Source organism: Winogradskyella sp. MIT101101 (genome assembly GCF_047126865.1).
Classification (GTDB): Bacteria; Bacteroidota; Bacteroidia; order Flavobacteriales; family Flavobacteriaceae; genus Winogradskyella; species Winogradskyella ouciana.
On record NZ_CP138982.1, the window covers coordinates 1,654,996 to 1,679,256 of the forward strand.

The window sequence follows — 24,261 nt, forward strand, 5'->3', positions numbered from 1 at the left end:
TATACCTTTGTATTTAAATAAAAAACCATGGCAATAAAAACCAAATATTTTAGCGTAGTAATTTTACTTGCAATGTTCTCATTTACAATGAGTGCCCAACAAGGCGAGGTCAATGTGGATCAGGATAGTGATATTGACAAGCTATTGGAGTATAAAAAAGATATAAAAACAACTAAGGTATATAGAATACAGGTTTATCAAAGTGTAGATCCGGATAAAGCGCAACGCGAAAAAAGCAATTTCTCTAATGCTTATGGAGAATGGCCTGCTGAAGTCGTTTGGAACACACCAAATTATAAAGTATGGGTTGGTAATTTTGCTACAAGATTGGAGGCCGATAGAGCTTTGGTGAAAATCAAAAAAAAATATATGAATGCAATTATCTTTCAGCCAAAGTTGGATAAAAAGTAGTTTCCTAAATAGAAATAATAAAACAAAAAAGCCGACTATAAGTCGGCTTTTTTTTATGTTTAAAAGTTTTTATTATTTCAACTTCTTTTTAACCTCAACTTCCTGGAATGCCTCAATAACATCTCCTTCTTGAATATCGTTATAACCTTTTAGTTGCATACCACAGTCGTAACCTTTAGATACTTCCTTAACATCATCTTTAAATCGCTTTAAAGATGTAAGCTCACCTGTATGGATTACAACACCATCTCTGATTAAACGGATTCCAGAATTTCTAAAGATTTTTCCGCTTAGAACCATACATCCTGCAATAGTACCAACCTTAGAAATTTTAAACGTTTCTCTAATTTCGGCAGTACCTGTAACTTCCTCTTTAACTTCTGGAGATAACATACCTTCCATAGCGTCTTTAAGGTCGTTGATAGCTGCATAGATAATAGAATACGTTCTGATATCAATTTCTTCCTTATCGGCTATTGACCTTGCATTTCCTACAGGACGCACATTAAATCCGACTATAATAGCATCAGAAGCTGTTGCTAATAATACATCACTTTCTGTAATGGCGCCAACACCTTTATGAATAATATTTACCTGTATCTCTTCGGTAGATAATTTTTGGAACGAATCTGTTAACGCTTCAACAGAACCATCTACGTCACCTTTAAGAATGATGTTCAATTCTTGGAAATCACCAAGCGCAATACGTCTTCCGATTTCGTCTAATGTAATATGACGTTGCGTTCTTACCGATTGCTCACGTTGTAATTGTGTTCGTTTAGCAGCAATTTGTTTCGCTTCACGTTCATCTTCAAATACATTGAATTTATCACCTGCTTGCGGCGCACCATCCAATCCTAAGATTGATACTGGTGTAGATGGTCCAGCCTCCCCTACATCATTTCCGCGTTCATCGTGCATGGCTTTTACTTTACCACTATTTTTTCCGGCTAAAACATAGTCACCAACTTTTAAAGTACCTGCCTGTACCAAAATGGTAGAAACATAACCTCTACCTTTATCTAAGTAAGCTTCCACAACTGTACCTTGAGCAGGTTTATTAGGATTGGCTTTTAATTCTAATAATTCAGCTTCAAGAAGTACTTTTTCTAGTAACTCCTTAACACCTGTACCAAATTTGGCAGATATATCATGGGATTGGATTTTTCCTCCCCAATCTTCCACCAATAAATTCATGCTTGCTAAGCCTTCTTTTACTTTTTCAGGATTAGCATCTGGCTTGTCTATTTTATTAATTGCAAATACAATAGGAACTCCAGCCGCTTGAGCGTGTGAAATTGCCTCTTTGGTTTGTGGCATTATGGCATCATCTGCCGCCACCACAATAATAGCAATATCTGTAACCTGAGCACCACGAGCACGCATTGCCGTAAAGGCTTCGTGACCTGGTGTATCCAAGAATGCTATTTTTTGTCCGCTATCTAGCTGAACACCATAAGCACCTATATGCTGTGTAATTCCACCAGATTCGCCTGCAATTACATTTTCTTCACGTATATAATCCAATAACGATGTTTTACCATGATCTACGTGACCCATTACCGTAACGATTGGAGCACGAGGCTCTAAATCTTTTGGATCGTCATCAACCGTTTCTATGGACTCTTCGATATCTGCAGTAACAAACTCTACATCATAACCAAATTCTTCGGCTACGATAGATAATGTTTCTGCGTCCAATCTTTGGTTCATAGTCACCATCATACCAAGCGACATACATGCTGAAATTACTTCAGTAACACCAACGTTCATCATTGTAGCAACTTCACTTACGGTAACAAATTCAGTTACTTTAAGCGTTTTACTCTCTGCTGCTGCAATTTCTTGATCAATCTCAGTCTGCTGACGGTGTTGATCTCTCTTTTCTCTACGGTATTTTGCTCCTTTTCCTTTACTGGATTTTCCTTGAAGTTTTTCAAGCGTTTCTCTTACCTGTTTTTGTACTTCTTCTTCACTTGGCTCTTCCTTAACCACTTTTGGTCGAGAACCTCTTCCTTTTCCACCTCTTCTGTTGTCAAAATTTGGTCTTCCTCCACCATCGTTTCCTCCTTTGCTGATTCTACGTCTCTTACGCTTGTTACCCTCTTTAGATGCAGCAGGCTTTTCTTCTTTCTTCTTTTTTGGTTTGTTAAACTGAGAAAGGTCTATTTTTTTTCCGGTAGATGTTGGTCCGGAAAGTTTTTTGTATTGTGTCTTTAGCGTTTCTTCTGCAGGCTCACCAGATTCATCTTCATTTTCTAGCTTTTCTTTCTTGGTTTTAACCTTCTTTTCTTCCTTTTTAGGCTCCTTAGTTTCTTTCTTAGGTTTTTCTTTTTTAGCAGCCGGCTTTTCCTTTGGCTTTTCTTCTTCTTCCTTCTTCTCTTCTTTTGCCTTCGCCTCAGGTTTTTTCTCTAAATCAATTTTACCGATTTGCTTTGGTCCACTTAAATCGGCCTTAGCTTTTACTACAGTTTCCTTTGCGGCTTCTTCCTTTTCTTTTTCTTCAATTTCGCGTTCACGCTGTTCGCGAAGCTTCTCCTTTTCCTTGAGTTTAGCTTCACTAACTTCTTGGGCTTTTTCACGCTTTGTTGCATCTGTCTGAAATTCATCAGAAAGCGTATCATAAACCTCTTGCGAAATTTTTGTATTAGGACTTTTCTCAATCTCGATACCTTTGGATTCTAAAAAATCCACAGCACGATCTAATGAGATGTTCAGTTCCCTTAATACTTTATTAATTCTAATTTGAGCCATAAATTGCTGTAATATACTTAAATCTGTTTTATATCAATCTAACTTCCTTGTTTTAAAGTTAAACTGCTATTAGTCTTCAAATTCTTCTTTAAGAATTCTAATGACATCTAATATTGTTTCTTCTTCTAAATCAGTACGTTTCACTAAATCAACAACGTCTTGCTCTAGAATACTTTTTGCGGTGTCTAAACCAGCTTTGCTGAACTCACTGATAATCCATCCTTCGATTTCATCTGAGAATTCTTTTAATTCTACATCTTCTTCTGCCCCTTCTCTAAATACATCAATTTCGTAACCTGTTAATTGACCTGCTAAACGAATGTTATGACCACCTCTACCAATGGCTTTAGAAACTTCTTCTGGTTTCAATAACACCTCAGCTCGCATGTTTTCTTCGTCTAATTTTAAAGATGTTACACGTGCAGGACTTAATGCTCTTGTTACAAAAAGTTGGATGTTATTTGTATAGTTGATAACATCAATGTTTTCATTCCCTAATTCGCGAACGATACCATGAATACGAGATCCTTTCATACCAACACAAGCTCCAACAGGATCGATTCTATCATCATAAGAATCTACCGCTACTTTCGCCTTTTCACCAGGAATACGTACTACTTTCTTTACTGTAATCAAACCATCGAACACTTCTGGGATTTCCTGCTCAAATAACTTTTCTAAGAACAATGGAGATGTTCTAGACATTATAATTGCTGGTTTGCTTCCTTTTAATTCAACACTCTCTATGATTCCTCTTACATTTTCTCCTTTTCTAAAGAAATCTGAAGGTATTTGTCTATCCTTTGGAAGGATGATTTCATTACCATCATCATCTAAAAGGATGATAGCTCTGTGACGAATGTGATGCACTTCAGCCGTATAAATCTCTCCTTCTAATTCCTTAAAGTGCTTATATATGTTTGTATTATCGTGCTCGTGAATCTTAGAAATAAGATTTTGTCTTAATGCTAAAATTGAACGTCTCCCTAAATCAATTAGTTTCACTTCTTCAGCCACATCTTCACCAACTTCAAAATCTGGTTCAATTTTCTGTGCTTCGGATAATTCAATTTCTTGGTTTGGTTCTTCAACCTCGCCATCTGCCACAACAATACGATTTCTCCATATTTCTAAATCCCCTTTATCTGGATTTATAATAATGTCAAAATTATCATCATCACCATACTTCTTCTTCAATGCATTACGCAACACATCCTCTAGAATCGCCATCAGCGTAACTCTGTCTATTAACTTATCATCCTTAAACTCTGAAAATGATTCAATTAATGCTACATTCTCCATAATTGATATGAATTAAAATTTTATTTTAACTTTTGCTTCTTTAATATCGCTAAAGGCAACATTAGCTTCTTTTGTTACAGTTACCTTTCCTTTACCTACAGGCTTTGGTTCTCTAGTTTTCCACTTTAAAACCACGCCTTTGTCGTCAGCTTCGGTCAACTGACCTTCTATATTTTCACCATCATTGGTCTTAACTTCTAAGTTACGCCCAATATGCTTTTTATACTGTCTCGGCAAAACCAAAGGTGTCGCTGCACCAGATGATAAAACCTCTAAAGAGAAATCGTGCTCGTCTCTATCTAAGTTGTGCTCTATTGCCCTGCTTATGAACATACAATCCTCAACCAGCACCCCCTTATCTCCATCTATTACAATTTTAATCGCATTGTCATTAGACACATTAAAATCTATTAAGAATAGATCTTGTCTTTCCTTTAAGGCATTTTGTAATAAGTCTTCTACTGTACTCTTAAACATTTTTAAATATAAAAAGAGAGGACTTTTCGTCCTCTCGCGTATTTATTTCCGTAAATAACGATGCAAATATACAATATTTATATTGATTTTTCAAAGCATCGCTAAGTGGAATTATTTTTGTAAATTTAAGATAACAACATAAACCAAAAACATAATGAACAGAATACTAGTCCCTACCGATTTTTCTGAGCAAGCTGAAAACGCATTAAAAGTTGCAGCAATGCTAGCCCGAAGATACAATGCTGACATTTACCTATTGCACATGATGGAAATACCCATGCAGCATATAGATCCTGGAGCTGTTAGAAGCGATATTCCAGAGGCCCTATTCTTTATGAAATTAGCCCACAAACAATTTGAAGAATTAATGGAAAGTGATTTTCTGGAGGGCATTACCGTTCATGAAACCGTTAAAGCAGATATTTCTTTTAATGAAATTAAAGAAGCCTGTAAAGAATTTGATATAGACTTAATTGTTATGGGTTCTCATGGAGCGTCTGGGCTTAAGGAAATGTTTATTGGCTCTAATGCCGAGAAAGTGGTGCGTTCTTCTGATGTGCCAGTGCTTGTGATTAAAAACCACCATGCGAGTTTTAGCATTCGAAATTTTGTGTTTGCTTCTGATTTTAAAAACGACAACAAAAAAACCTACGAGCAGGCCGTTAAGTTTGCAGAATTGTTTGGTGCAAAAATCCACTTGTTATTAGTAAATACTGCGAATAATTTTATTACAACATACGAGTCTAGAACAAGAATTAACGATTTTATCTCAGGTCAAACTTTTGAAAATTACACCATTAACGTACATAACGATACCAGTGTTGAGCAGGGCATTTTAAATTTCTCTGCGGAAATCGATGCAGATCTTATTGGCATTAGTACACATGGACGCCAAGGTATAGCGCACTTCTTTAACAGTAGTATAAGCGAGGATTTAGTTAACCATGCCAAGCGACCGGTTATTACTTTTAAGATATAGTCCTCTAAATAAATTCCCTTAAACAGAAAACCCTAACCGTTTGCGGTTAGGATTTTTATTTGTTGGCCTACTAGGGCTTACTTCGACTGCGCTCAGCACAGGCTTCTCGCCCCATTATAATTTCCTGTTAAGAAAAAATCCCAAACAAATTAATGTTCGGGATTAAATATCGTTGGCCTACTAGGGCTCGAACCTAGACTCTTCTGGACCAAAACCAGACGTGTTGCCAGTTACACCATAGGCCAATCTCTTAAATTGAGGGTGCAAATTTAAAACAAAGTTTGTCTTGGGCAAAAAAATGAAGAATTTATTTTTATTTTTATTGCAAAAACCTATCCTGCAAAAAATTTAGAACATTATTTTTTAAGTTGTACATAATCAACATTTATGAAAAAAATCACCCTACTTCTTGCTCTTTTACCTTTATTCTCAATTGCTCAATGGATTCAAGTTGGTGATGATATAGATGGAGAATCTGCAAATGACACCTCTGGGTCAAAGGTTGCCTTAAGTGCAGATGGGTCAATCGTGGCTATTGCAGCTACTCAAAGTAATAGTGCAGCAGGTCAAATACGCGTATTTGAAGATATCAATGGCACATGGATTCAAATAGGAGATGATATTATTGGTGCTGGTAGTGGCTTTCAATTAGGAAGGTCTTTAAGCCTTAGCAATGATGGTACTATCGTTGCAGCTGGAGCTATTCTTTTTGGTACTCCTGGTGTACCATCTAGAGGGCATGTGCAAGTGTTTGAAAACATTAATGGTACATGGACACAAATAGGTGATGATTTATTGGGTATAAATACTAACGATATGGCTGGCAGTAGTGTTAGTCTTAATGGAGATGGCAATATTGTAGCCATGGGTGCTAGATTTACCACAGCTGGTGCTCCTGGTAACTCAGGTTATGTACAGGTGTTTGAAAATAATGCTGGTGTTTGGTCTCAGATAGGCTCTACTATATATGGTGAAGCTCAAGGCGATTCTGCTGGCGGTGATTCTATAAGCCTTAACGATGCTGGTAATATTTTGGCGATAGGTGCTATAAGTAATGATGGGGTAAATGGGCCTGACTCTGGCCATGTGCGTGTTTTTGAGAACATAAACGGTGAATGGATACAAATAGGACAAGATATTGATGGAGAAGCGAGTATGGATGAGTTTGGTATTTCAGTTTCTTTAAACGATAGCGGAACTATTTTAGCTATAGGTGGTTATTTTAATTCTGGTATAACTGGAACATTTTCTGGTCACACACGAGTTTTTGAATATGATGGAAGCGCTTGGATACAATTAGGCAGTGATATTGATGGTGAAGCTGCAAATGACTTTTCTGGTGGGGCTGTTAGTATTAATGCCGCTGGTACTGTTTTAGCTATTGGTGCTGCCCTTAATGATGGTACCGAAGACGGTGTGAGTTATGGACACACTCGTATTTTTGAATACACAAATGGCGATTGGGTACAGGTAGGTGGTGACATTGACGGTGAAGCTGCAAATGATGGGTCTGGTAGATCGGTAGCGTTAAGTGCTAATGGAAGTACCATAGCTATAGGTGCACGATCTAACAGTGGTAATGGCAATAACGCTGGTCATGTACGAATATACCACAACCCTATATTAAGCACTAATGATATTGATTTTGCACAACGTATAAAACTTTACCCTAACCCTAGTTACGGCACTTCATATTTAGAACTTGGTAACATCTTTGAAGTTGTTAATGTTAATATCTACGATGCGTTTGGCAAACTAATTGCCTCTAACCTATATAGCAATACTGATAAGATAGAATTGGAAACAGAAATGTTATCTCAAGGTATTTACTTTATAAAAATATATTCTCAAGATTATAGTCAAATCATCAAATTAATAAAAGAAAAATAATTGAAATTACTTAACGTTAACTTAAAAACGTAGGCATTACTATAATAATTAGTAAATTCGCCAGCATCAATAAGCAAGGTTTTCAATGACAGATTTTAACTTTAAAAAGTGGAATACCATCTTAGCATGGTTTGTATTTGCAGTCGCATTTGTAGTATACGCCTTAACCATAGAACCAACAGTAAGTTTTTGGGACGCAGGTGAGTATATTTTAACCTCATCTAAATTACAAGTTGGTCACCCACCAGGAGCACCATTGTTTCAGATGATGGGAGCGTTTTTCTCAATGTTTGCTTTAGAGCCTTCGCAAATTGGTATGATAATGAATATGATGAGTGCCACAGCAAGTGCCTTTACTATTCTATTTATGTTCTGGACCATTAGTTTGCTGCTCGTAAAGCTTGTTAAATATGATAAAGATTCTAGCTCAAGCAAAGCAATGGCTATCTTAGGAAGTGCACTGGTTGGTAGTTTGGCCTTTACATTTACGGATTCTTTTTGGTTTAACGCGGTTGAAACTGAAGTTTACGCCATGGCAACCTTAATTATGGCCGTAATGTTTTATCTCGCTTTACGTTGGGAACAAGATATGCACAAGCCAAGAGGTAATCGTTGGCTGATTTTAATTGCTTTTGTTATTGGCTTGTCATTTGGTGTTCACTTTATGGGTTTATTGACCATTCCGGCAATTGGGCTTATCTACTATTTTAAGAATTATAAGACCATAACGGTTAAGAATTTTATTATTGCGAACGTCGCTTCTGCGGCAATTTTGCTTTTTATATTCAAATTGTTATTGCCCTCAACCTTACAGTTATTTGGAAATCTAGAAGTATTTTTTGTGAATTCAATAGGGTTACCGTTTAATTCTGGTACCATCATCACAGGCTTATTGGTAATTGCCCTGTTTTACTTTGGCTTGAATTATACACGTAAAAAAGGCATGATACATGCCAACACCTTGGTGCTTTGCCTCATGTTTATTTTTATGGGTTTTTCATCATGGATGATGTTACCGATTAGAGCTAACGCCAACGTAATTATTAACGAAAACGACCCTTCGGATGCTAGAGAGCTTTTAGCATACTATAACCTAGAACAGTATCCTGAAACCCATTTATTTTATGGCCCTCAGTTTACAGAAATCTACTCTGGTGCCGATGAAGATGAACCATTTGTGGATGACAAAAAGAATTATGAGCGCGACGAAAAACTCGGTAAATATGTGATTATAAACGATTGGGAAGGCAGTAAACAGAATTACAACCATGAGCATGCTTCAATATTACCAAGAATGTGGAGTAGCGAACATGCTGAAAACTACATGATGTTTACGGGTCTGATTGACTTTAAAGTCGACCCGAATTTGCAAACACGAGCTTATAATGAGGCACTCAGTTATGGACTCTCAGAGGAGGAGGCTGGTCAATATTCTGTTCAAGAAAAAAGACGTTTTGACCAAGTGGTTAATGATTTTAGAATGCGAATTGCAAAAGGTGAAGTTGACTATGAAGATTATGATCAGTTTTTAAGGCGTTATGGACAGCAATATTTAATTGTTGAAAAGCCTTCTTTTTTTGACAATATAGCTTATATGTTTCAATATCAATTCGGATATATGTACTGGCGTTATTTTATGTGGAATTTTACAGGACGACAAAACGATATTCAAGGAAAATATGACGACTTTAATGGTAATTGGATCTCAGGAATAAAATTCATAGACGAAATACACTTAGGAGTATCACAAGATAATTTACCAACGGAAGTCACAGAAAATAAAGCCAGAAACACGTATTATTTCTTACCACTTATACTCGGTCTTATTGGATTTTTCTTTTTAATGTACACAGATGCCAAACGTTTTTGGGTGCTATTGGTGTTTTTCCTATTAACTGGTATTGCAATTCAGTTCTATACCAACGTAAGACCTTTTGAACCTCGTGAGCGTGACTATTCTGTAGTCGGTTCGTTTTATGTATTTGCTATTTGGATTGGTTTTGGAGTCTATGCAATCTATGATTTATTAAAGTCTAGCATTAAGTCAAAATTATTGGCTCCTGCAATTACTGTGCTTTGCATTATTATAGTACCTGGTGTTTTAGCAGCTAATAACTGGGATGACCATGACCGTTCAGGAAAATACACCGCCAATGCCATGGCACGTAAATATTTAGAATCTTGTGCGCCGAATGCCATACTCTTTACCATAGGTGATAACGATTCGTTCCCATTATGGTATCTCCAAGAAATTGAAGGTGTGAGGACGGATGTTAGAGTGGTGAATACGAGTTTATTTCAAACCGATTGGTACATCGACCAAATGAAACGCCAAGCCTATGAGAGTGACCCTATCCCGTCTCAATTGACGCATAATCAATATAGAGGTGGAACCAGAGATGTTATCATAAGACGAGAAATCACAAATGACACTCTACCAATTAAAGATTTTATGGACTTTGTGTCTAGTGAAAAACCTACAACAAAATTTAAGTATGTGGTTGAAAGACAAGGTGAAGACCCTAGACAATATCCTAGCCACTTGTTAAACACAAATTACTTCCCAACTAGGCATATTAGTATTCCTGTTAACAAAGAACAAGTACTTAAAAATGGCATTGTAAAACCGAAAGATGCAGATAAAATTGAAGACACTCTGTATGCTGAAATTGAAGGCAGTTATATCTACAAAAATAGATTGTTGATGCTAGATATTCTTGCCAACAACAACTGGGAACGACCAATCTACTTTACTGGTGGAGCTTTTGGAGCAGATGATTATATATGGTTAAAAGATTATTTGCAGCTAGATGGTATGTGCTATAAACTCGTACCAATAAAAACACCTGTAGATAGAGCGAATCCTTATGATATGGGACGTGTAGACCCAGATTTGATGTATGACATGGTAAAACAATGGAATTGGGGCGGAAGTGGAGAAGAGATTTATCACGATATAGAAACCAGACGTAACGGAATTACCTATAGAGGGAATTTAGCGCGTTTAATGGAAGCACTTATCAATGAAGATAAGTTAGATAAAGCTGAAGAAATTGCCGATCTGGCCATGGAAAAAATGCCTGTGGATAAATTTGGTTTCCATTCGCTTTTAGAGCCATACATCAGTGCTTACTACGAAATTGGAAACGTTGAAAAAGGACGAGCTCTTTACAAAGATGTGGCTAAAATCTATCAGGAAAACATTATGTATTTCAGTGGTTTGGATGAAGATGACCAAATACGATTGATAGATGATGTATATCTAGATATTCAGCGATACAGAGCTTTAGTGGATATATTGGTAATCTATAACGATAAGGATTTTGCTTTAGAAGAAACCAAAACCTTCAATAGTTATCTGAGTTTACTGGATAAATTTATGGGATCACCCGAAGAAGAACCCGAGCCTAGAGAAGATATAGATATCAATAGTATTCTAAACGATTCTATACCTGATTCTTTAGCACCCGAAGAATAAAGACGATGCAAATCATTCCAGCTAAGACACCAGGGTTTGTTAAAACATTATTTCCAAATTTTGTCTGGAATATTAATACCGAAAACAAAGAACTCTATCTAACGTTTGATGATGGCCCAACTCCAGAAATCACTGACTGGGTACTCAATGTTTTAGATGAATATAATGCTAAAGCAACTTTCTTTTGTATAGGTACTAATATTGAAAAACATCCCGAAATTTTTCAAAATATAATATCCAAAGGTCACACGGTTGGCAACCACACTTATAATCACCTTAAGGGTTGGAAGCATAAAACCAAAGATTATGTTGAAGATGTTGAGAAAACTCAGTTTTTGATAAATTCTAAATTCGGTGATCGGCAATCGGCAATCAGCAATCTTTTCAGACCTCCCTATGGTAAGTTTAAAAACAAACAAAGCAAAAAATTACTGGAGTTAGGATATCGGGTTATACTTTGGGATGTGCTTTCTTATGATTGGGATAAATCCGTAAGTAAAGAAACCTGTTTCAAAAATGTAACATCTGCAGCAAAGGAAGGGAGCATCATGGTTTTTCACGATAGCATTAAGGCATCACGAAATCTAAAATATACCTTGCCTAAAGTTTTGGAATACTACAGTAATAAAGGGTATGAGTTTAAAGCTTTGTCTAAGCATATTCTTGAATAATACCAATCAAAGTATCTGCATCTTTTTCACCACTATGACGCCATTTCATTTCACCGTCCTTATAGATAATCAATGTTGGTAAACCTTTAACACGAAGTGCTTCTGCTAACTCTTTGTTTTTATCTACATCAATTTTAATGACTTTCGCTTTATCGCCTAGAGCGGCTGCAACATCTCTTAGTACCGGATGCATAGCAACAGATTGATCGTTCGATTCTGTGTAGAAGTCTAATAGTACCGGAATATCGACATCTATTAATTCCCCAAATTTTGACATAAGTTATTATTTTAGTCAAACGTGTATCACAAACCTACATAAATTTTTAATAGTAAATCTCAGTAAGTTTGTTATCAACAACATAAAAATAAGCAATTGTTGTCAATTACGCTTCTTTTTTACCCTTTTTAAGCTCTATCACTGTTATTTCTGGCCAGATACCTACTCTACCGGGAAAAGCTAGATAACCAAACCCTCTGTTAACATACAAATATTTCCCAGCTACCTTATACAAACCAGCCCATTTTGGGTAACGGTATTTTACTGGACTCCACTTAATGCCTAATCGTGGTAGCTCAATACCAAACTGCATACCGTGTGTATGACCTGCGAGCGTTAATTGAATATCTTTTTCAAAATTAATGACGTTGGTTTCGTCTATAACAATGTCGTGGTTATTGATGTCATCCGTATTTAATTCCATTTTTTCGTAATCAAAGTGCGAAGGATCATGACTCATTAAAATATTAAACTCGTTTTCTCCAATAGTTTTAGTCGCTTCTTTTAGACTTCCACGTTTTGGGAAATGACGAGAAGCTCCCCAATTTTCTACGCCCAGAATATTGATGTGTTGTCCATTTTTTTCAATTCGTCGGCTTTCGTTCAATAACAAGTCAAAACCTATGCGCTTATGCACGGCTTCCATCTTCATTTGGTTATGTCGGTTGAGTTCAATATCACCTCCGTAAGCATAATACCCATAATCGTGATTTCCCAGTACTGAAAATTTACCGTCTTTAGCTTCAAATTTATCAAAGACAGACAACCAACCTGTCATTTCCTCGGCTTTGCTATTCACTATATCACCAGTAAATAGTATAAGATGACTGTTTTGTCGATTGACCAAATCAATCCCTTCAGCTATCTCGCTCTTGCTTTCTAAACTACCTGAATGGATATCACTGATTTGGGTAATGGTATAGCCATCGAAAGCGTCTGGAAGATCCTCAAAAAATAGTTGGTGTTTAATAACTTGAAAGTTGTATTTACCTCTTGTAATCCCATGAAGAAAAGACGCAAAAGGAATGGCAGCAACACCAAGTGCCAACTTAGACACAAACTCTCTTCTTCCTTTAAAATGAACTTCATTACCTGACAGCTTTTGAATGCCATAGGAAACACCTCTTACCAAATCTTCACCAAGCATAAACAGCAACATAAAGGCTTTGGGCAAAAAAAGCATAATCAAAAACGCCACGGCATAACCATGACCATGTGTAAAGCTCTCACCTCGAACAAAATTATAATAGTAATAGGTAAAATTGCCGACTACCAATATAGATAGCACCCAATAAATCAGATAAATCCAAGAACTCTTTGTCAATGTTCGCACCACCTGAAAGGCATAAAAATCGAGTAGAGAAATAAGGATAAAAAGTAATATCCAACGTAGCATAACGGTACCGTAAATTTAAGGTGTGAAATTACAAACTATCTTATTAAGTTATTAATGCATTTAATATTGAAATTGACTGATTCCTTTTGTTCTGTATAAAATTCAATAGTTTTTGGTTGATTAGGCAACAAATCGAAAAAATTATCCGAGAAACGACCTTTTGTTGTTGTGAAGAGAAATACATCTTTCTGAAGGGTTCTACTTGAAAGTTCTATATTAAATCCATCAGCAGTTTTTGTGATTTTCTTTTGAATATCAGATTTCTTCAGTTTTAATTCCTTCGGTTTTACAAAGTAGAAATTTGAAGTTCGTTTATTGAAATTTGAAATTAAAACTGTTTCATTTTTGTTGAATTGAACCGTGTTTAAATCCAATTGATACATTATTTCACTTGAAGTGGGATTTGCCATAACTTCTTTTGAATCTTGCCAAATCAAGTTACCATTAAAATCGAATAATTGTAGTGAAAGTGTTCCTTGTTTTAAAACTAAATCATCATTTACAATCCAAGTTTTTAAAGTGTCATTTTTAACTATTGAAGAAATTAAAACATTCTCAAAACTACGTTTAGCCTTATAATGCAATACTTTCCAATTTCCAAAGTAATCTATACTACTCCAAGAGATTGCTGGCCAGCAATCGTTGAGTTGCCAATATAGGGTTCCCATATTGTAAGGCTTAGCTCTGCGTTGTGCTTCAATACCTTTTGTAATGCCGTAAGCTTGCAACAGCTGACTCATGTACACATAATCTTCTGGACTTTCAGGCACAGGGAAATCGCGTTGCATATACTCTTCTATAATTTGAAATCCTCTGGAATGCTTTTGATGATTTTTAAAGCCTTCAGAATTAATTTCAATCGAATCACTTTGATTAATATATCGTATCGTCTCATAACTCGGAAACGACTGAAATCCAAACTCGCTCATAAAACGTGGAACGTTTATTTCGAGATGCTCAAAGGGATAGCCATCGTGCCAAATCCACCAATCGTGTGCATCACCTTCGGTTTTGTATTTAGGATTGCCTCGTCCAAATTTTGGTGAGGTTTCCCAATAATTTGTATCGGTCAAACTTGAAACTGTATTCGGCAAAATAGAATCGAATACTTTTAAATAGTTGTTCCAAATCTCTTCTTTTTCGGCTTCACTTCTATCTGCTTGCCAGCCCCAACGATGCCAACCTTCTGAGTTTTCATTATTGCCACACCACAGTGCAATTGAAGCGTGGTTTCTCAAACGTTCTACATTTTCTTCCGCTTCTCTTTCAACATTTTTTAAAAAATCATTATCACCAGGATACATCGCACAAGCAAACATAAAATCTTGCCAAACCAAAATGCCTTTTTCATCGCACAAGTCATAAAACATATCATTCTCATAAATGCCTCCTCCCCAAACTCTGAGCATGTTCATATTGGCATCGACGACATCGCTCAACAATTTTTCATAAACTTCGTCCTTGACTTTATCCTGAAAGCTGTGTTGCGGAATGTAATTGGCTCCTTTGGCATACACTGGGACATCGTTGACTTTAAAATAAAAGGATTCACCGATGCTATCCTTTTCAGTTACTAATTCTATGGTTCGTAATCCTTTTTTCACCGAAATGCTGTCGAGAATTTTTTCATCATCCTTTACAATAACTTTAATGTCATATAAATAAGTTTCACCTAGATTGTGTGGCCACCAGCGTCTTGGATTCTTGATAGTAAACGGAATTGAATGCGGACTATATTGAAATCCTTCTTCTGATACGGCAACTAAAGAGTCGTTAACAAATAACTCAAAATTGTAGTCGTGGGTTTTTCGATTGGCAAAATCTAATTGTACAGAAAGTTTTGCAATTAAATCAGTAAGACTATGTTGATTAACATACAGATCATAAATCCTTGCATCATTCCAAGCGACTAAATTAATGGGTCTCCAAATACCACTCGTATTTAATTTCGGTCCCCAATCCCAACCATATTGAAATTGTGCTTTTCTGGTAAAAATGCGATTGCCTTCGGGTAACTCATAGGGCAGCTTTTCTTTCTCAACTTCTTCGTATTTTGAAGTATTTTCAAATAGGACTCGAAGTTCATTTTCTTCTTTTAGAAGCGATTTAACATCTATGTCCCAAGCTCTAAATGCATTGTTCGCTTTTAGGATTAAACTATCATTTAAAAACACCGAAGCATAGGTGTCGAGTCCTTCAAAATTGAGTTCAATGTTTTTCTTTTGAAGGGTTTCCTCGTCAATCGAAAATATAGTTTTGTATTCCCAATCAGCTTCGGAAACCCACTGCACTTTTTCTTCGTTATTGCCTATAAATGGGTCTTCAATAAGGTCGTGATCTAATAAATCTGAAAACACATTCCCAGGAACGCTTGCAGAGCGCCATACCGAATCTGTCGTTTTCTTAAATTGCCAATCATTATGCAATTCAATGGTAACAGGAACATCATGTTTTGGTTGACAACTACAACAAACCAATATTAAAAGTAGAAAACTATATCGCATCTAAAATAGCTTTTATTCTTTGAGGGTCCGAAACGGTCAAGTTCGTAAAAAACATGAAATTTTCTTGTTCTATTGTCGTTGAAGCTGACGCATGAATTTCCTTTAAACCAGCTTGTTTAAATTTAATTGCATTTTCAGAATTTACACCTCCTCCTGCTAATATTGTGATTCTTCCGTTTGCGATTCCGTTGAGTTCCTTTAGCAATTCCAGTCCTTCTTCAGCATTTTTTTGCTGGCCTGAAGTCAGTACGCGATGTACTCCCAAATCAACGAGTTGTTCTAAGGCTTCTTTTGGGTTTTTAACCTCATCGAACGCACGATGAAATGTAAAATCCAATGGCTTAGATAGTTCAACCAATTCTTTTGTTCTCTTAATATCTATACTGTTATCGTCTTTTAAAACACCTGAAACGATTCCGGCGCAACCTAATTCTTTGCATATCTCAATATCATGCTTCATGATTTTAAATTCATCTTTTGAGTACACGAAATTTCCTCCTCTTGGCCGAATCAATACATATACCGGAATGTTTAAATGTTCTATGACTTGTTTTAATAATCCATAAGATGGTGTGATTCCTCCAACACTCAATTCCTGACATAATTCTATACGATGGGCTCCAGCTTGTTGAGCATTTTTGGCGGATTGATATGAGTTGGCGCAGACTTCTAGTTTCATGTTTTTACTGTCATTCCTGCGCAGGCAGGAATCTAATTATTATAAATTTCAAAGTGGATTCCTGCCTTCGCAGGAATGACAAACTAATTAACAATTATCTCATCAATAAATGTCCATGCTTTATTTCCACCACCTTGTTTACCTTCTGGGATTGTACCGTAGTTTGGGATTCTCAATTTTATGGTTTTTCCTTTCAGCTCTTTTTTAAGTTTGAATTCAACTATGTTCTTATCATTAGTTTGAAGCTTAATTTTTTCGATTTCTTCTTCAACTTCGATATCGACTTCTAAAGGCGCATAAATCCACTGACCATTTCCATTATAAAATCGTGTTTCAATAGAATTGATTTCTTTTTCCTCACCCAAATCAATAGTAATCTCAAAATCCTCTCCCCAAAACCCCAACCATTCTTTATCACCATAACGCGAATCACTTCCGCTAATACCATTAATCAAACCTTCTGCACCACTACCAGAATACGCTTTATGCGGTTCTTTATCAATGGTGATTTTTGCTCCAACAGCTTTATGAAAATTAATGCTTTGAGTGAATGTTTTTCCGAGTTGTTTATTCTCCTTAAAAACTGCTGCTTTTAGCGTCGTACTTTCAGTTATCGGGATTTGGGATTTATAAATTTTGGAATTTAAATCAGGCACACTACCATCCAAAGTATAACGAATGGTTTTGCCCTTAGTTAAGGTTTTAAGTTCATAAAAAACACTATCATTTTTTGAAACCATATTACCGTCAATCTCATATAAATGATTGGCATAATTAATATCCAAAGCATCCAATCGATTATGAAACGTCTCTAATCGTGATACAAAATTCTCGTAGTTTTTATTTTCAGGTTTTGACCAAACAACTTCGCTCATTGCTAATAGTCGCGGGAAAGCCATATACTCCACTTGGTCTTCGGTTGGCATATATTCTGTCCAAACATTGCCTTGGGCTCCTAATACATACTTTGATTCTTCTTTCGTGAGTTCCTCTGGAATTGGATTAAATCCATACACTTTTTCCAACGGTAAAAAACCACCAATGGCCAAAGGTTCGTCCTCGTTTTCAGATTGGTAATAATCGAAATAACAATGTGATGTTGGTGTCATTACAACATTGTGCCCAGCCTTTGCTGCTTCAACCGCTCCACTGATTCCTCTCCATGACATAACTGTAGCGTTTGGTGCGAGACCACCTTCCAAAATTTCATCCCAACCAATAATTTGTCGGCCTTTAGAATTCAAATAGCTTTCCATTTTTGTGATGAAATAACTTTGCAATTCGTGTTCGTCTTTTAGACCTTCTGTTTTAATTAAGTCTTGGCAGTGCTCACAATTTTTCCAACGTGTTTTTGGCGCTTCGTCTCCACCAATATGAATGTATGTACTCGGAAACAGTTCTAAAACCTCATCTAAAACGTCTTCCAGAAAAGTGAACGTCTTTTCATTCGGACAATAAATGTCCTCAAAAACACCCCATTTTGTGGCAACCTTAATTGGTTCGCTGGTTGCTGAGCTTGTCGAAGCACATCCTAACTCAGGATAAGCCGCAATGGCAGCTTGTGCATGACCTGGCATTTCAATTTCTGGGATTACCGTTACAAAGCGTTTTTTAGCATAAGCGACAATATCCTTAACTTCATTTTGAGTGTAAAACCCACCATATCGCTTACTATCAAATTGATGTGGTTGGTCACTATAATGACCAATCAGCGTTTCATCTCTATAAGCCGAAATTTCCTGTAATTTTGGATATTTTTTAATCTCAATTCGCCAGCCTTGGTCGTCTGTAAGGTGCCAGTGAAAGGTGTTCATCTTTAACATGGCCAAGGCATCGATATATTTTTTAATGAACTCTACCGAAAACATATGCCGAGACACATCCAGGTGCATGCCTCTATATTGAAATTGTGGATAATCCCTTATTATAGTTGCTGAAATAGCGATCCCCTTTTGTCCTGCGGACATTTTCCCCAAAGGGGAAAGTTTGCCAGTTTCTAAACCAACTGGAAGCAACTGTCTTAAACTTTGTACTGCATAAAATGCGCCCTGAGCAGTGGAGGCACTGATTTCTATATGAATTGGATTGACTTCAATCCTATAGCCTTCAGGATTTGAAATGGTGGAATCCTTTACAAAATTAATTCTGTTTTCCACTCCCTTTGTTTTTTTCAATCCAGGCTTTAGAAATTCCGAAAGAAAATTTCCAGCAACACTAAATTCATCTTCAAAATGTATGGTGGTTTCAGAAGACAGCACAAACTGTCCATCTCTAAATTCTTGATTTACAGGCGCAGGAATTAGCAATGCCTTGGCTGTTTCAACTTCATTTTCAACACAACCAAAAATGAATACGGATAAAAGTAAAACGAAGGCAATTTTCTTGAAATGCATTTTAGTATATTAGTTGCATTAAAATTAGCAATCTTTTGAAGAATCCTAAACTTATTTCGGCTTTCGTTGCCATCGCTCTCTTTTTTAGTTGCGAAGAAACAATAGAAACTCCATCAGCCGAAAAAGACCAACCGCTCATTAACTATGTCAATACATTCATCGGTACTGGAGGTCACGGCCACACGTATCCTGGTGCAACGCTGCCTTTTGGCATGATGCAACTTAGTCCAGACACACGATTAGAAGGTTGGGACGGCTGTTCTGGTTACCACTATACGGACAGTTATATTTACGGTTTTTCGCATACGCATTTAAGCGGAACGGGTATTAGCGATTATGGTGATGTGCTTTTAATGCCAACCAACGAAACCAATTTTAACAATGGTGCAGATGGTAAAAAAGGGTATCGTGCGCACTTCAGTCATGATAATGAATTTGCAGAACCAGGTTACTATAAAGTGCATTTAGACTCAACAAATATTGATGTGGAATTAACAGTATCGTTGCGCAGCGGAATACATAAATACCAATTTCCATCTGCTGAAAATCAATTTGTGATTTTAGATTTGGTGCATCGTGATAAGGTTTTGGATGCAAAAATTGAAAAGATTTCAAATACTGAGATAGTGGGTTACAGACACTCCGAAGCTTGGGCAAAAGACCAACGTTTATTCTTCGCTATAAAAACATCGCATCCGTTTGATGACCTATTACAATCGCCTCCAAAAACTGGAATGCCTGGCGCAAGACGATCGTCACTAAAATTTAAGAATCCCGACAATGAACCTGTTTATATTAAAGTTGGTATTTCTGCTGTTGATATTGAAGGTGCTCGTAAAAATTTAGAAGCAGAAATCGGAAACAAAGATTTTGAAACTGTTAAAAAGGAAGCCCAAGATTATTGGGAAACCCAACTTGAAAAAATTGTAATCGAGTCGAATGATTTAGACAAGAAAACCAATTTTTACACAGCACTCTATCACACCATGCTCGCGCCAAATCGTTATCAAGATGTGAATGGTCGCTATAGAGGGATGGACTTAGGAATTCATAATGCCGATTTTGACTACTACACCGTATTTTCACTTTGGGATACGTATAGAGCCGCACACCCACTTTATACAATTATTGAACAAGAACGAACCAACCATTTTATCAATACGTTTTTAGCGAAATATGATGAAGGTGGTATTATGCCAATGTGGGATTTAGCTGGTAATTATACCGATTGTATGATTGGCTATCATGCTGTGCCTGTGGTTGCAGATGCATATTTAAAAGGTATTAGAGATTATGATGTTGAAAAAGCTTTTGAGGCGATGAAACATTCGGCGACACGCGATAAATTTGGGTTAGAAGCATATAAAACATATGGTTTTATACCTGTAGATGAAGAAAGCGAATCCGTTTCCAAAACTTTGGAATATGCCTATGACGATTGGACCATTGCGCAAATGGCAAAAGACATGGGTAAAACTGAAGATTACAAAACTTATATTCAACGTGCGCAGTATTACAAAAATGTGTTTGACCCAGAGACTAAATTTATGCGTGGCCGATTTAGAAATACCTGGTTCGCACCTTTCGACCCTTATGAAGTCAACTTTAATTATACCGAAGCTAATTCGTGGCAGTACAGTTTTTATGTGCCGCAGGATGTTTCAGGATTTATAGATTTACTTGGTGGAAAAGACCAACTAGAAGCACAATTGGATGAATTGTTTTCAGCAAAGACAGAAACTTCAGGTAGAGACCAATCCGATATTACAGGTTTAATTGGACAATATGCTCATGGAAACGAACCGAGTCACCACATGGCTTACCTCTATAATTTTGTGAATAAACCTCATAAAACTCAAGAAAGAGTCCATCAGATTTTAACTGAATTATATACGAATGAACCTGATGGAGTTTCTGGAAATGAGGACTGTGGTCAAATGAGCGCATGGTATGTTTTGAGCTCCATGGGGTTTTATTCGGTAACACCTGGAAGTAATGAATACATTATCGGGACACCACTTTTTGAAAAAGCCACGATTAATCTTGAAAATGGAAAACAATTCAACATCATAGCCAAAAATGTAAGCGACACTAACAAATATGTTGAATACGTAAAACTAAATGGAAAGGATTTAAATGTTACTTTTATCACACACGATGATATTGTTTCTGGTGGCACATTAGAATTTAAAATGACGGACAATCCAGCAATTTGGGGAAGTCGAGAAGGCCAGGAACCAAAAACGGAAATTACCGAGCATCTCATCTTACCGTCGCCATATATTGAAAAAGGAGACATTACATTTCGAGGTGAAACTGAAGTGGTTTTAAATACTTCAGAACAAGATGCAAAAATCTACTACGCTGTTAATGATGAAGATTTCAAAATTTATAAAGAACCATTTAAAATTTTAGAAGATGCAAAAGTGAAGTTGTATTCAGAAAAAGGAGGTTTAAAAAGTCCTGTTTTAACAACTCCATTTTATAAGATAGACCCAAACCTCAGCATTACTTTAGAAAGCGAATTTGCCAATCAGTATTCCGCTGGCGGCAATGATGCCCTCATTGATGGTATTAGGAGTACGAAGAATTATAGAACTGGTAGCTGGCAAGGTTACCATGATACCGATCTGGTGGCGACTGTGGATTTAGGTTCAGAAAAGGAAATCAGTTCTGTAAAAGTAAATTTTTTACAAGACCAAGGCGCATGGATATTTTATCCTACCGAAGTGCAATGTCTGGTTTCAAAAGACGGTAAAAATTATTCCGCTCTATCAACCCAAAAGATTGATGCTTCAAAACGTAATAGCGAACTTGAAATTAAAACTGTAGAATTTAAAATTCCTCAAACCGAATATAAATATGTAAAAATCATAGCCAAGAAATTAGGCGAATTACCAGAATGGCACTTGGGTTATCCAATGGATGGTCGTAGCTGGATTTTTGTGGATGAAATTTCGATTAGATAATTATGGCATTTAACGCACTAGTACCCACATTAGAAGTTGAAAATATGGATGAAACCATAGCGTTCTATGAGTCCTACTTGGATTTTAAGTGTGTAAGTCGTGAGGAAAACCATTGGGCATTTATAAAAAAAGATGATGTTGAGATTATGTTATCCTCTCGTTTTAACAAAGATGAATTTCCAAAGACAGTCTTTACAGGTGGTTTGTACATTTACGTCGATGATATTGATGTGATATGGCAAATCCTAAAAGATAAAGTGGATATTAGCTATCCTTTAGAAAACTTTGAATACGGTATGCGCGAATTCGCCATTTACGATAATAATGGCTATCGCATTCAATTTGGTCAAGAACTAGAAACTAACTAACAATTAAAAATAATGAGCAATCAAAATAACAAATCTGCCTTAGCAACCTTAGTGACGGTGTTTTTTTTCTGGGGATTTATAGCAGCCTCTAACGGAGTATTTATTCCGTTTTGTAAGACGTATTTTAATATAGACCAGTTTCAGTCGCAATTGGTAGATTTTGCATTTTATGGAGCATATTACATAGGTGCTTTACTGCTTTTCATTATGTCAGGTTCCATAAAAAAAGATATTATGAATAATTGGGGCTATAAAAATGGGATTATTTATGGTTTATTACTTTCAGCAATTGGTGCTTTTGTCATGTATCCTGCAACTGCTGGTGCTGAGCAAGGCCAAACCAATGTGTTTTATTTAGTACTAATAGCCTATTTTATTGTGGCATTGGGTTTCTCTTTACAACAAACGGCTGCCAATCCTTTCGCCATTGCCTTAGGTGACCCTAAAACAGGTTCGCATCGTTTAAATTTGGCTGGAGGCATCAACTCATTCGGAACAACCATTGGACCTATTGTAGTGAGCTTGGTGATATTTGGTTCCGCATCTTGGAGTACAGATGAATTAGCATCTATGATTTCCAATAACGAAATTTCATTAGTAACCGTACAAAGCCTTTATTTGGGTGTAGGTGCGTTATTTTTGGTTGCAGCAGCCCTGTTTTACTTCTCAAAAAAATTGCCTTCCCTAAAATCGGAAACAGTATTTGAACCTGCCAATAAAGCACGAAATTTACTAATCATATTAACTCTCATCATTGTAGGTTGTTTTGGCTATATCTTTAGCACCTATGCAGAAGATACTGTAGCGACCGAGAGCGTAGAGGAGACAAGATTGATTGTTTTGTTTGTTGCACTCTTTGCTGTTATAGCTGCAGTTTTTATAGCCAATAGTAGTGCCACGAAAAACGCCACGGGTTGGGGAGCCATGAAATATCCGCAATTGGTGTTGGGCATGCTCGCAATTTTTATGTACGTTGGTGTAGAAGTAACCATTGGCAGTAATTTGGGCGAACTTTTAAAACAAGGTGTTGATGGAACAGGTTCAAACTTATTGGGCTTACCTGTACTGAACGATTCGCAACTTGGCATTTACATTTCTATGTATTGGGGCGGATTGATGATTGGTCGTTGGGTTGGCGCCATAACGGTTTTTAATCCGAGTAAAGGCCTTAAAAAAGTATTATTAATCCTTGTCCCGTATGTTGCATTTGGAGTTATCCTCGCTGTAAATTACATTGCTGGCAACGAATTCTCAAGTAAAGAAATTCTATTCTTCGCTATCTGTATTGCGGTACAGATTGCTGGATTCTTTATCGCAAAAGACAATCCCGTACAAACACTCAAAGTATTCAGTTTATTAGGTATTATTGCTATGCTAATTGGTTTATTTTCATCTGGAAATGTGGCACTCTTCGCTTTCCTATCTGGTGGATTGTTCTGTTCAATTATGTGGCCATGTATCTTTACCTTGAGTATTGCAGGTCTCGGAAAATACACCTCACAAGGGTCAGCGTTTTTAATTATGATGATTCTCGGTGGAGCTATCATTCCGCCTGTACAAGGGAAATTGGCTGATGTGTTTACGATTCAATCATCGTATTGGATTGCTGTAGGCTGTTTTATTTATTTGTTGTTTTACGCATTTAGGACGAAAACGGTATTGGATAAGCAAGGTGTGGAATATTAAATTCGATTAACTTCAGGGTTAAAATTT

General features: G+C 36.6%; 16 protein-coding genes and 1 tRNA gene. 8 read left to right on the forward strand and 9 right to left on the reverse strand.

Features of this window, described 5'->3' with window-relative positions; all coding sequences use genetic code 11:
- Window positions 1-27 precede the first annotated feature (27 nt).
- Window positions 28-411 carry an SPOR domain-containing protein gene (locus SIB89_RS07595; protein ID WP_155088714.1) on the forward strand — a complete coding sequence of 128 codons (384 nt, stop codon included), beginning with the start codon at window positions 28-30 and terminating at the stop codon, window positions 409-411.
- Window positions 412-483: 72 nt separating this feature from the next.
- Here the strand turns inward: SIB89_RS07595 and infB are convergent, their stop codons facing one another.
- From infB to rimP, 3 genes are all read right to left on the reverse strand, one after another.
- The gene (infB, locus tag SIB89_RS07600) at window positions 484-3,165 is read right to left on the reverse strand and encodes a translation initiation factor IF-2 (RefSeq protein ID WP_412561764.1); all 2,682 of its coding nucleotides are present in this window, start codon (window positions 3,163-3,165) and stop codon (window positions 484-486) included.
- 69 nt (window positions 3,166-3,234) lie between these two features.
- Window positions 3,235-4,467, reverse strand: coding sequence for a transcription termination factor NusA (nusA, locus tag SIB89_RS07605; RefSeq protein WP_155088716.1), 1,233 nt, complete (start codon window positions 4,465-4,467; stop codon window positions 3,235-3,237).
- Between the two features lie 12 nt (window positions 4,468-4,479).
- Window positions 4,480-4,944, reverse strand: coding sequence for a ribosome assembly cofactor RimP (rimP, locus tag SIB89_RS07610; RefSeq protein ID WP_412561765.1), 465 nt, complete (start codon window positions 4,942-4,944; stop codon window positions 4,480-4,482).
- 154 nt (window positions 4,945-5,098) lie between these two features.
- Between rimP and SIB89_RS07615 the strand changes: the two genes are divergently transcribed.
- Window positions 5,099-5,923, forward strand: coding sequence for a universal stress protein (locus SIB89_RS07615; protein WP_155088720.1), 825 nt, complete (start codon window positions 5,099-5,101; stop codon window positions 5,921-5,923).
- 172 nt (window positions 5,924-6,095) lie between these two features.
- On the opposite strand, the gene SIB89_RS07620 is transcribed toward SIB89_RS07615, so the two are convergent.
- Window positions 6,096-6,168: transfer RNA gene (locus SIB89_RS07620), tRNA-Gln, on the reverse strand.
- A gap of 142 nt (window positions 6,169-6,310) precedes the next feature.
- On the opposite strand from SIB89_RS07620, the gene SIB89_RS07625 reads away from it, so the two are divergent.
- The 3 genes from SIB89_RS07625 to SIB89_RS07635 all read left to right on the forward strand — a co-directional run bounded on the left by SIB89_RS07625 (window position 6,311) and on the right by SIB89_RS07635 (window position 11,962).
- A complete protein-coding gene (locus SIB89_RS07625; RefSeq protein ID WP_412561766.1) occupies window positions 6,311-7,813 on the forward strand; it encodes a T9SS type A sorting domain-containing protein in 1,503 nt (500 codons plus the stop codon).
- 85 nt (window positions 7,814-7,898) lie between these two features.
- A complete protein-coding gene (locus SIB89_RS07630) occupies window positions 7,899-11,291 on the forward strand; it encodes a protein O-mannosyl-transferase family (RefSeq protein ID WP_412561767.1) in 3,393 nt (1,130 codons plus the stop codon).
- Between the two features lie 5 nt (window positions 11,292-11,296).
- Window positions 11,297-11,962, forward strand: coding sequence for a polysaccharide deacetylase family protein (locus tag SIB89_RS07635; protein WP_412561768.1), 666 nt, complete (start codon window positions 11,297-11,299; stop codon window positions 11,960-11,962).
- Here the strand turns inward: SIB89_RS07635 and SIB89_RS07640 are convergent.
- The 5 genes from SIB89_RS07640 to SIB89_RS07660 form a co-directional block, all read right to left on the reverse strand.
- Window positions 11,943-12,239, reverse strand: a complete 297-nt coding sequence (locus tag SIB89_RS07640; RefSeq protein ID WP_155088725.1) for a thioredoxin family protein — start codon at window positions 12,237-12,239, stop codon at window positions 11,943-11,945. The two genes, SIB89_RS07635 and SIB89_RS07640, sit on opposite strands and share 20 nt — an antisense overlap.
- Window positions 12,240-12,345: 106 nt before the next feature.
- Window positions 12,346-13,635, reverse strand: a complete 1,290-nt coding sequence (locus SIB89_RS07645) for a metallophosphoesterase (protein ID WP_412561769.1) — start codon at window positions 13,633-13,635, stop codon at window positions 12,346-12,348.
- Window positions 13,636-13,670: 35 nt separating this feature from the next.
- Window positions 13,671-16,139, reverse strand: coding sequence for a beta-mannosidase (locus SIB89_RS07650; RefSeq protein ID WP_412561770.1), 2,469 nt, complete (start codon window positions 16,137-16,139; stop codon window positions 13,671-13,673).
- Window positions 16,129-16,818 carry a copper homeostasis protein CutC gene (locus SIB89_RS07655; protein ID WP_412561771.1) on the reverse strand — a complete coding sequence of 230 codons (690 nt, stop codon included), beginning with the start codon at window positions 16,816-16,818 and terminating at the stop codon, window positions 16,129-16,131. Before SIB89_RS07655 ends, SIB89_RS07650 begins: the two co-directional genes overlap by 11 nt.
- 83 nt (window positions 16,819-16,901) lie before the next feature.
- Window positions 16,902-19,211 (reverse strand): beta-N-acetylhexosaminidase, encoded by a 2,310-nt coding sequence (locus SIB89_RS07660; protein WP_412561772.1) that lies wholly within the window; start codon window positions 19,209-19,211, stop codon window positions 16,902-16,904.
- Between the two features lie 35 nt (window positions 19,212-19,246).
- Here SIB89_RS07660 and SIB89_RS07665 point away from each other — a divergent pair, with 35 nt between their 5' ends.
- The 3 genes from SIB89_RS07665 to SIB89_RS07675 are packed head-to-tail and all read left to right on the forward strand — an operon-like array spanning window position 19,247 to window position 24,234.
- Entirely contained in the window at window positions 19,247-22,180 is a 2,934-nt protein-coding gene (locus SIB89_RS07665) for a GH92 family glycosyl hydrolase (RefSeq protein ID WP_412561773.1), read from the forward strand.
- Between the two features lie 2 nt (window positions 22,181-22,182).
- Window positions 22,183-22,548 carry a VOC family protein gene (locus SIB89_RS07670; protein ID WP_155088733.1) on the forward strand — a complete coding sequence of 122 codons (366 nt, stop codon included), beginning with the start codon at window positions 22,183-22,185 and terminating at the stop codon, window positions 22,546-22,548.
- 12 nt (window positions 22,549-22,560) lie between these two features.
- A complete protein-coding gene (locus SIB89_RS07675; protein WP_412561774.1) occupies window positions 22,561-24,234 on the forward strand; it encodes an MFS transporter in 1,674 nt (557 codons plus the stop codon).
- Window positions 24,235-24,261 lie beyond the last annotated feature (27 nt).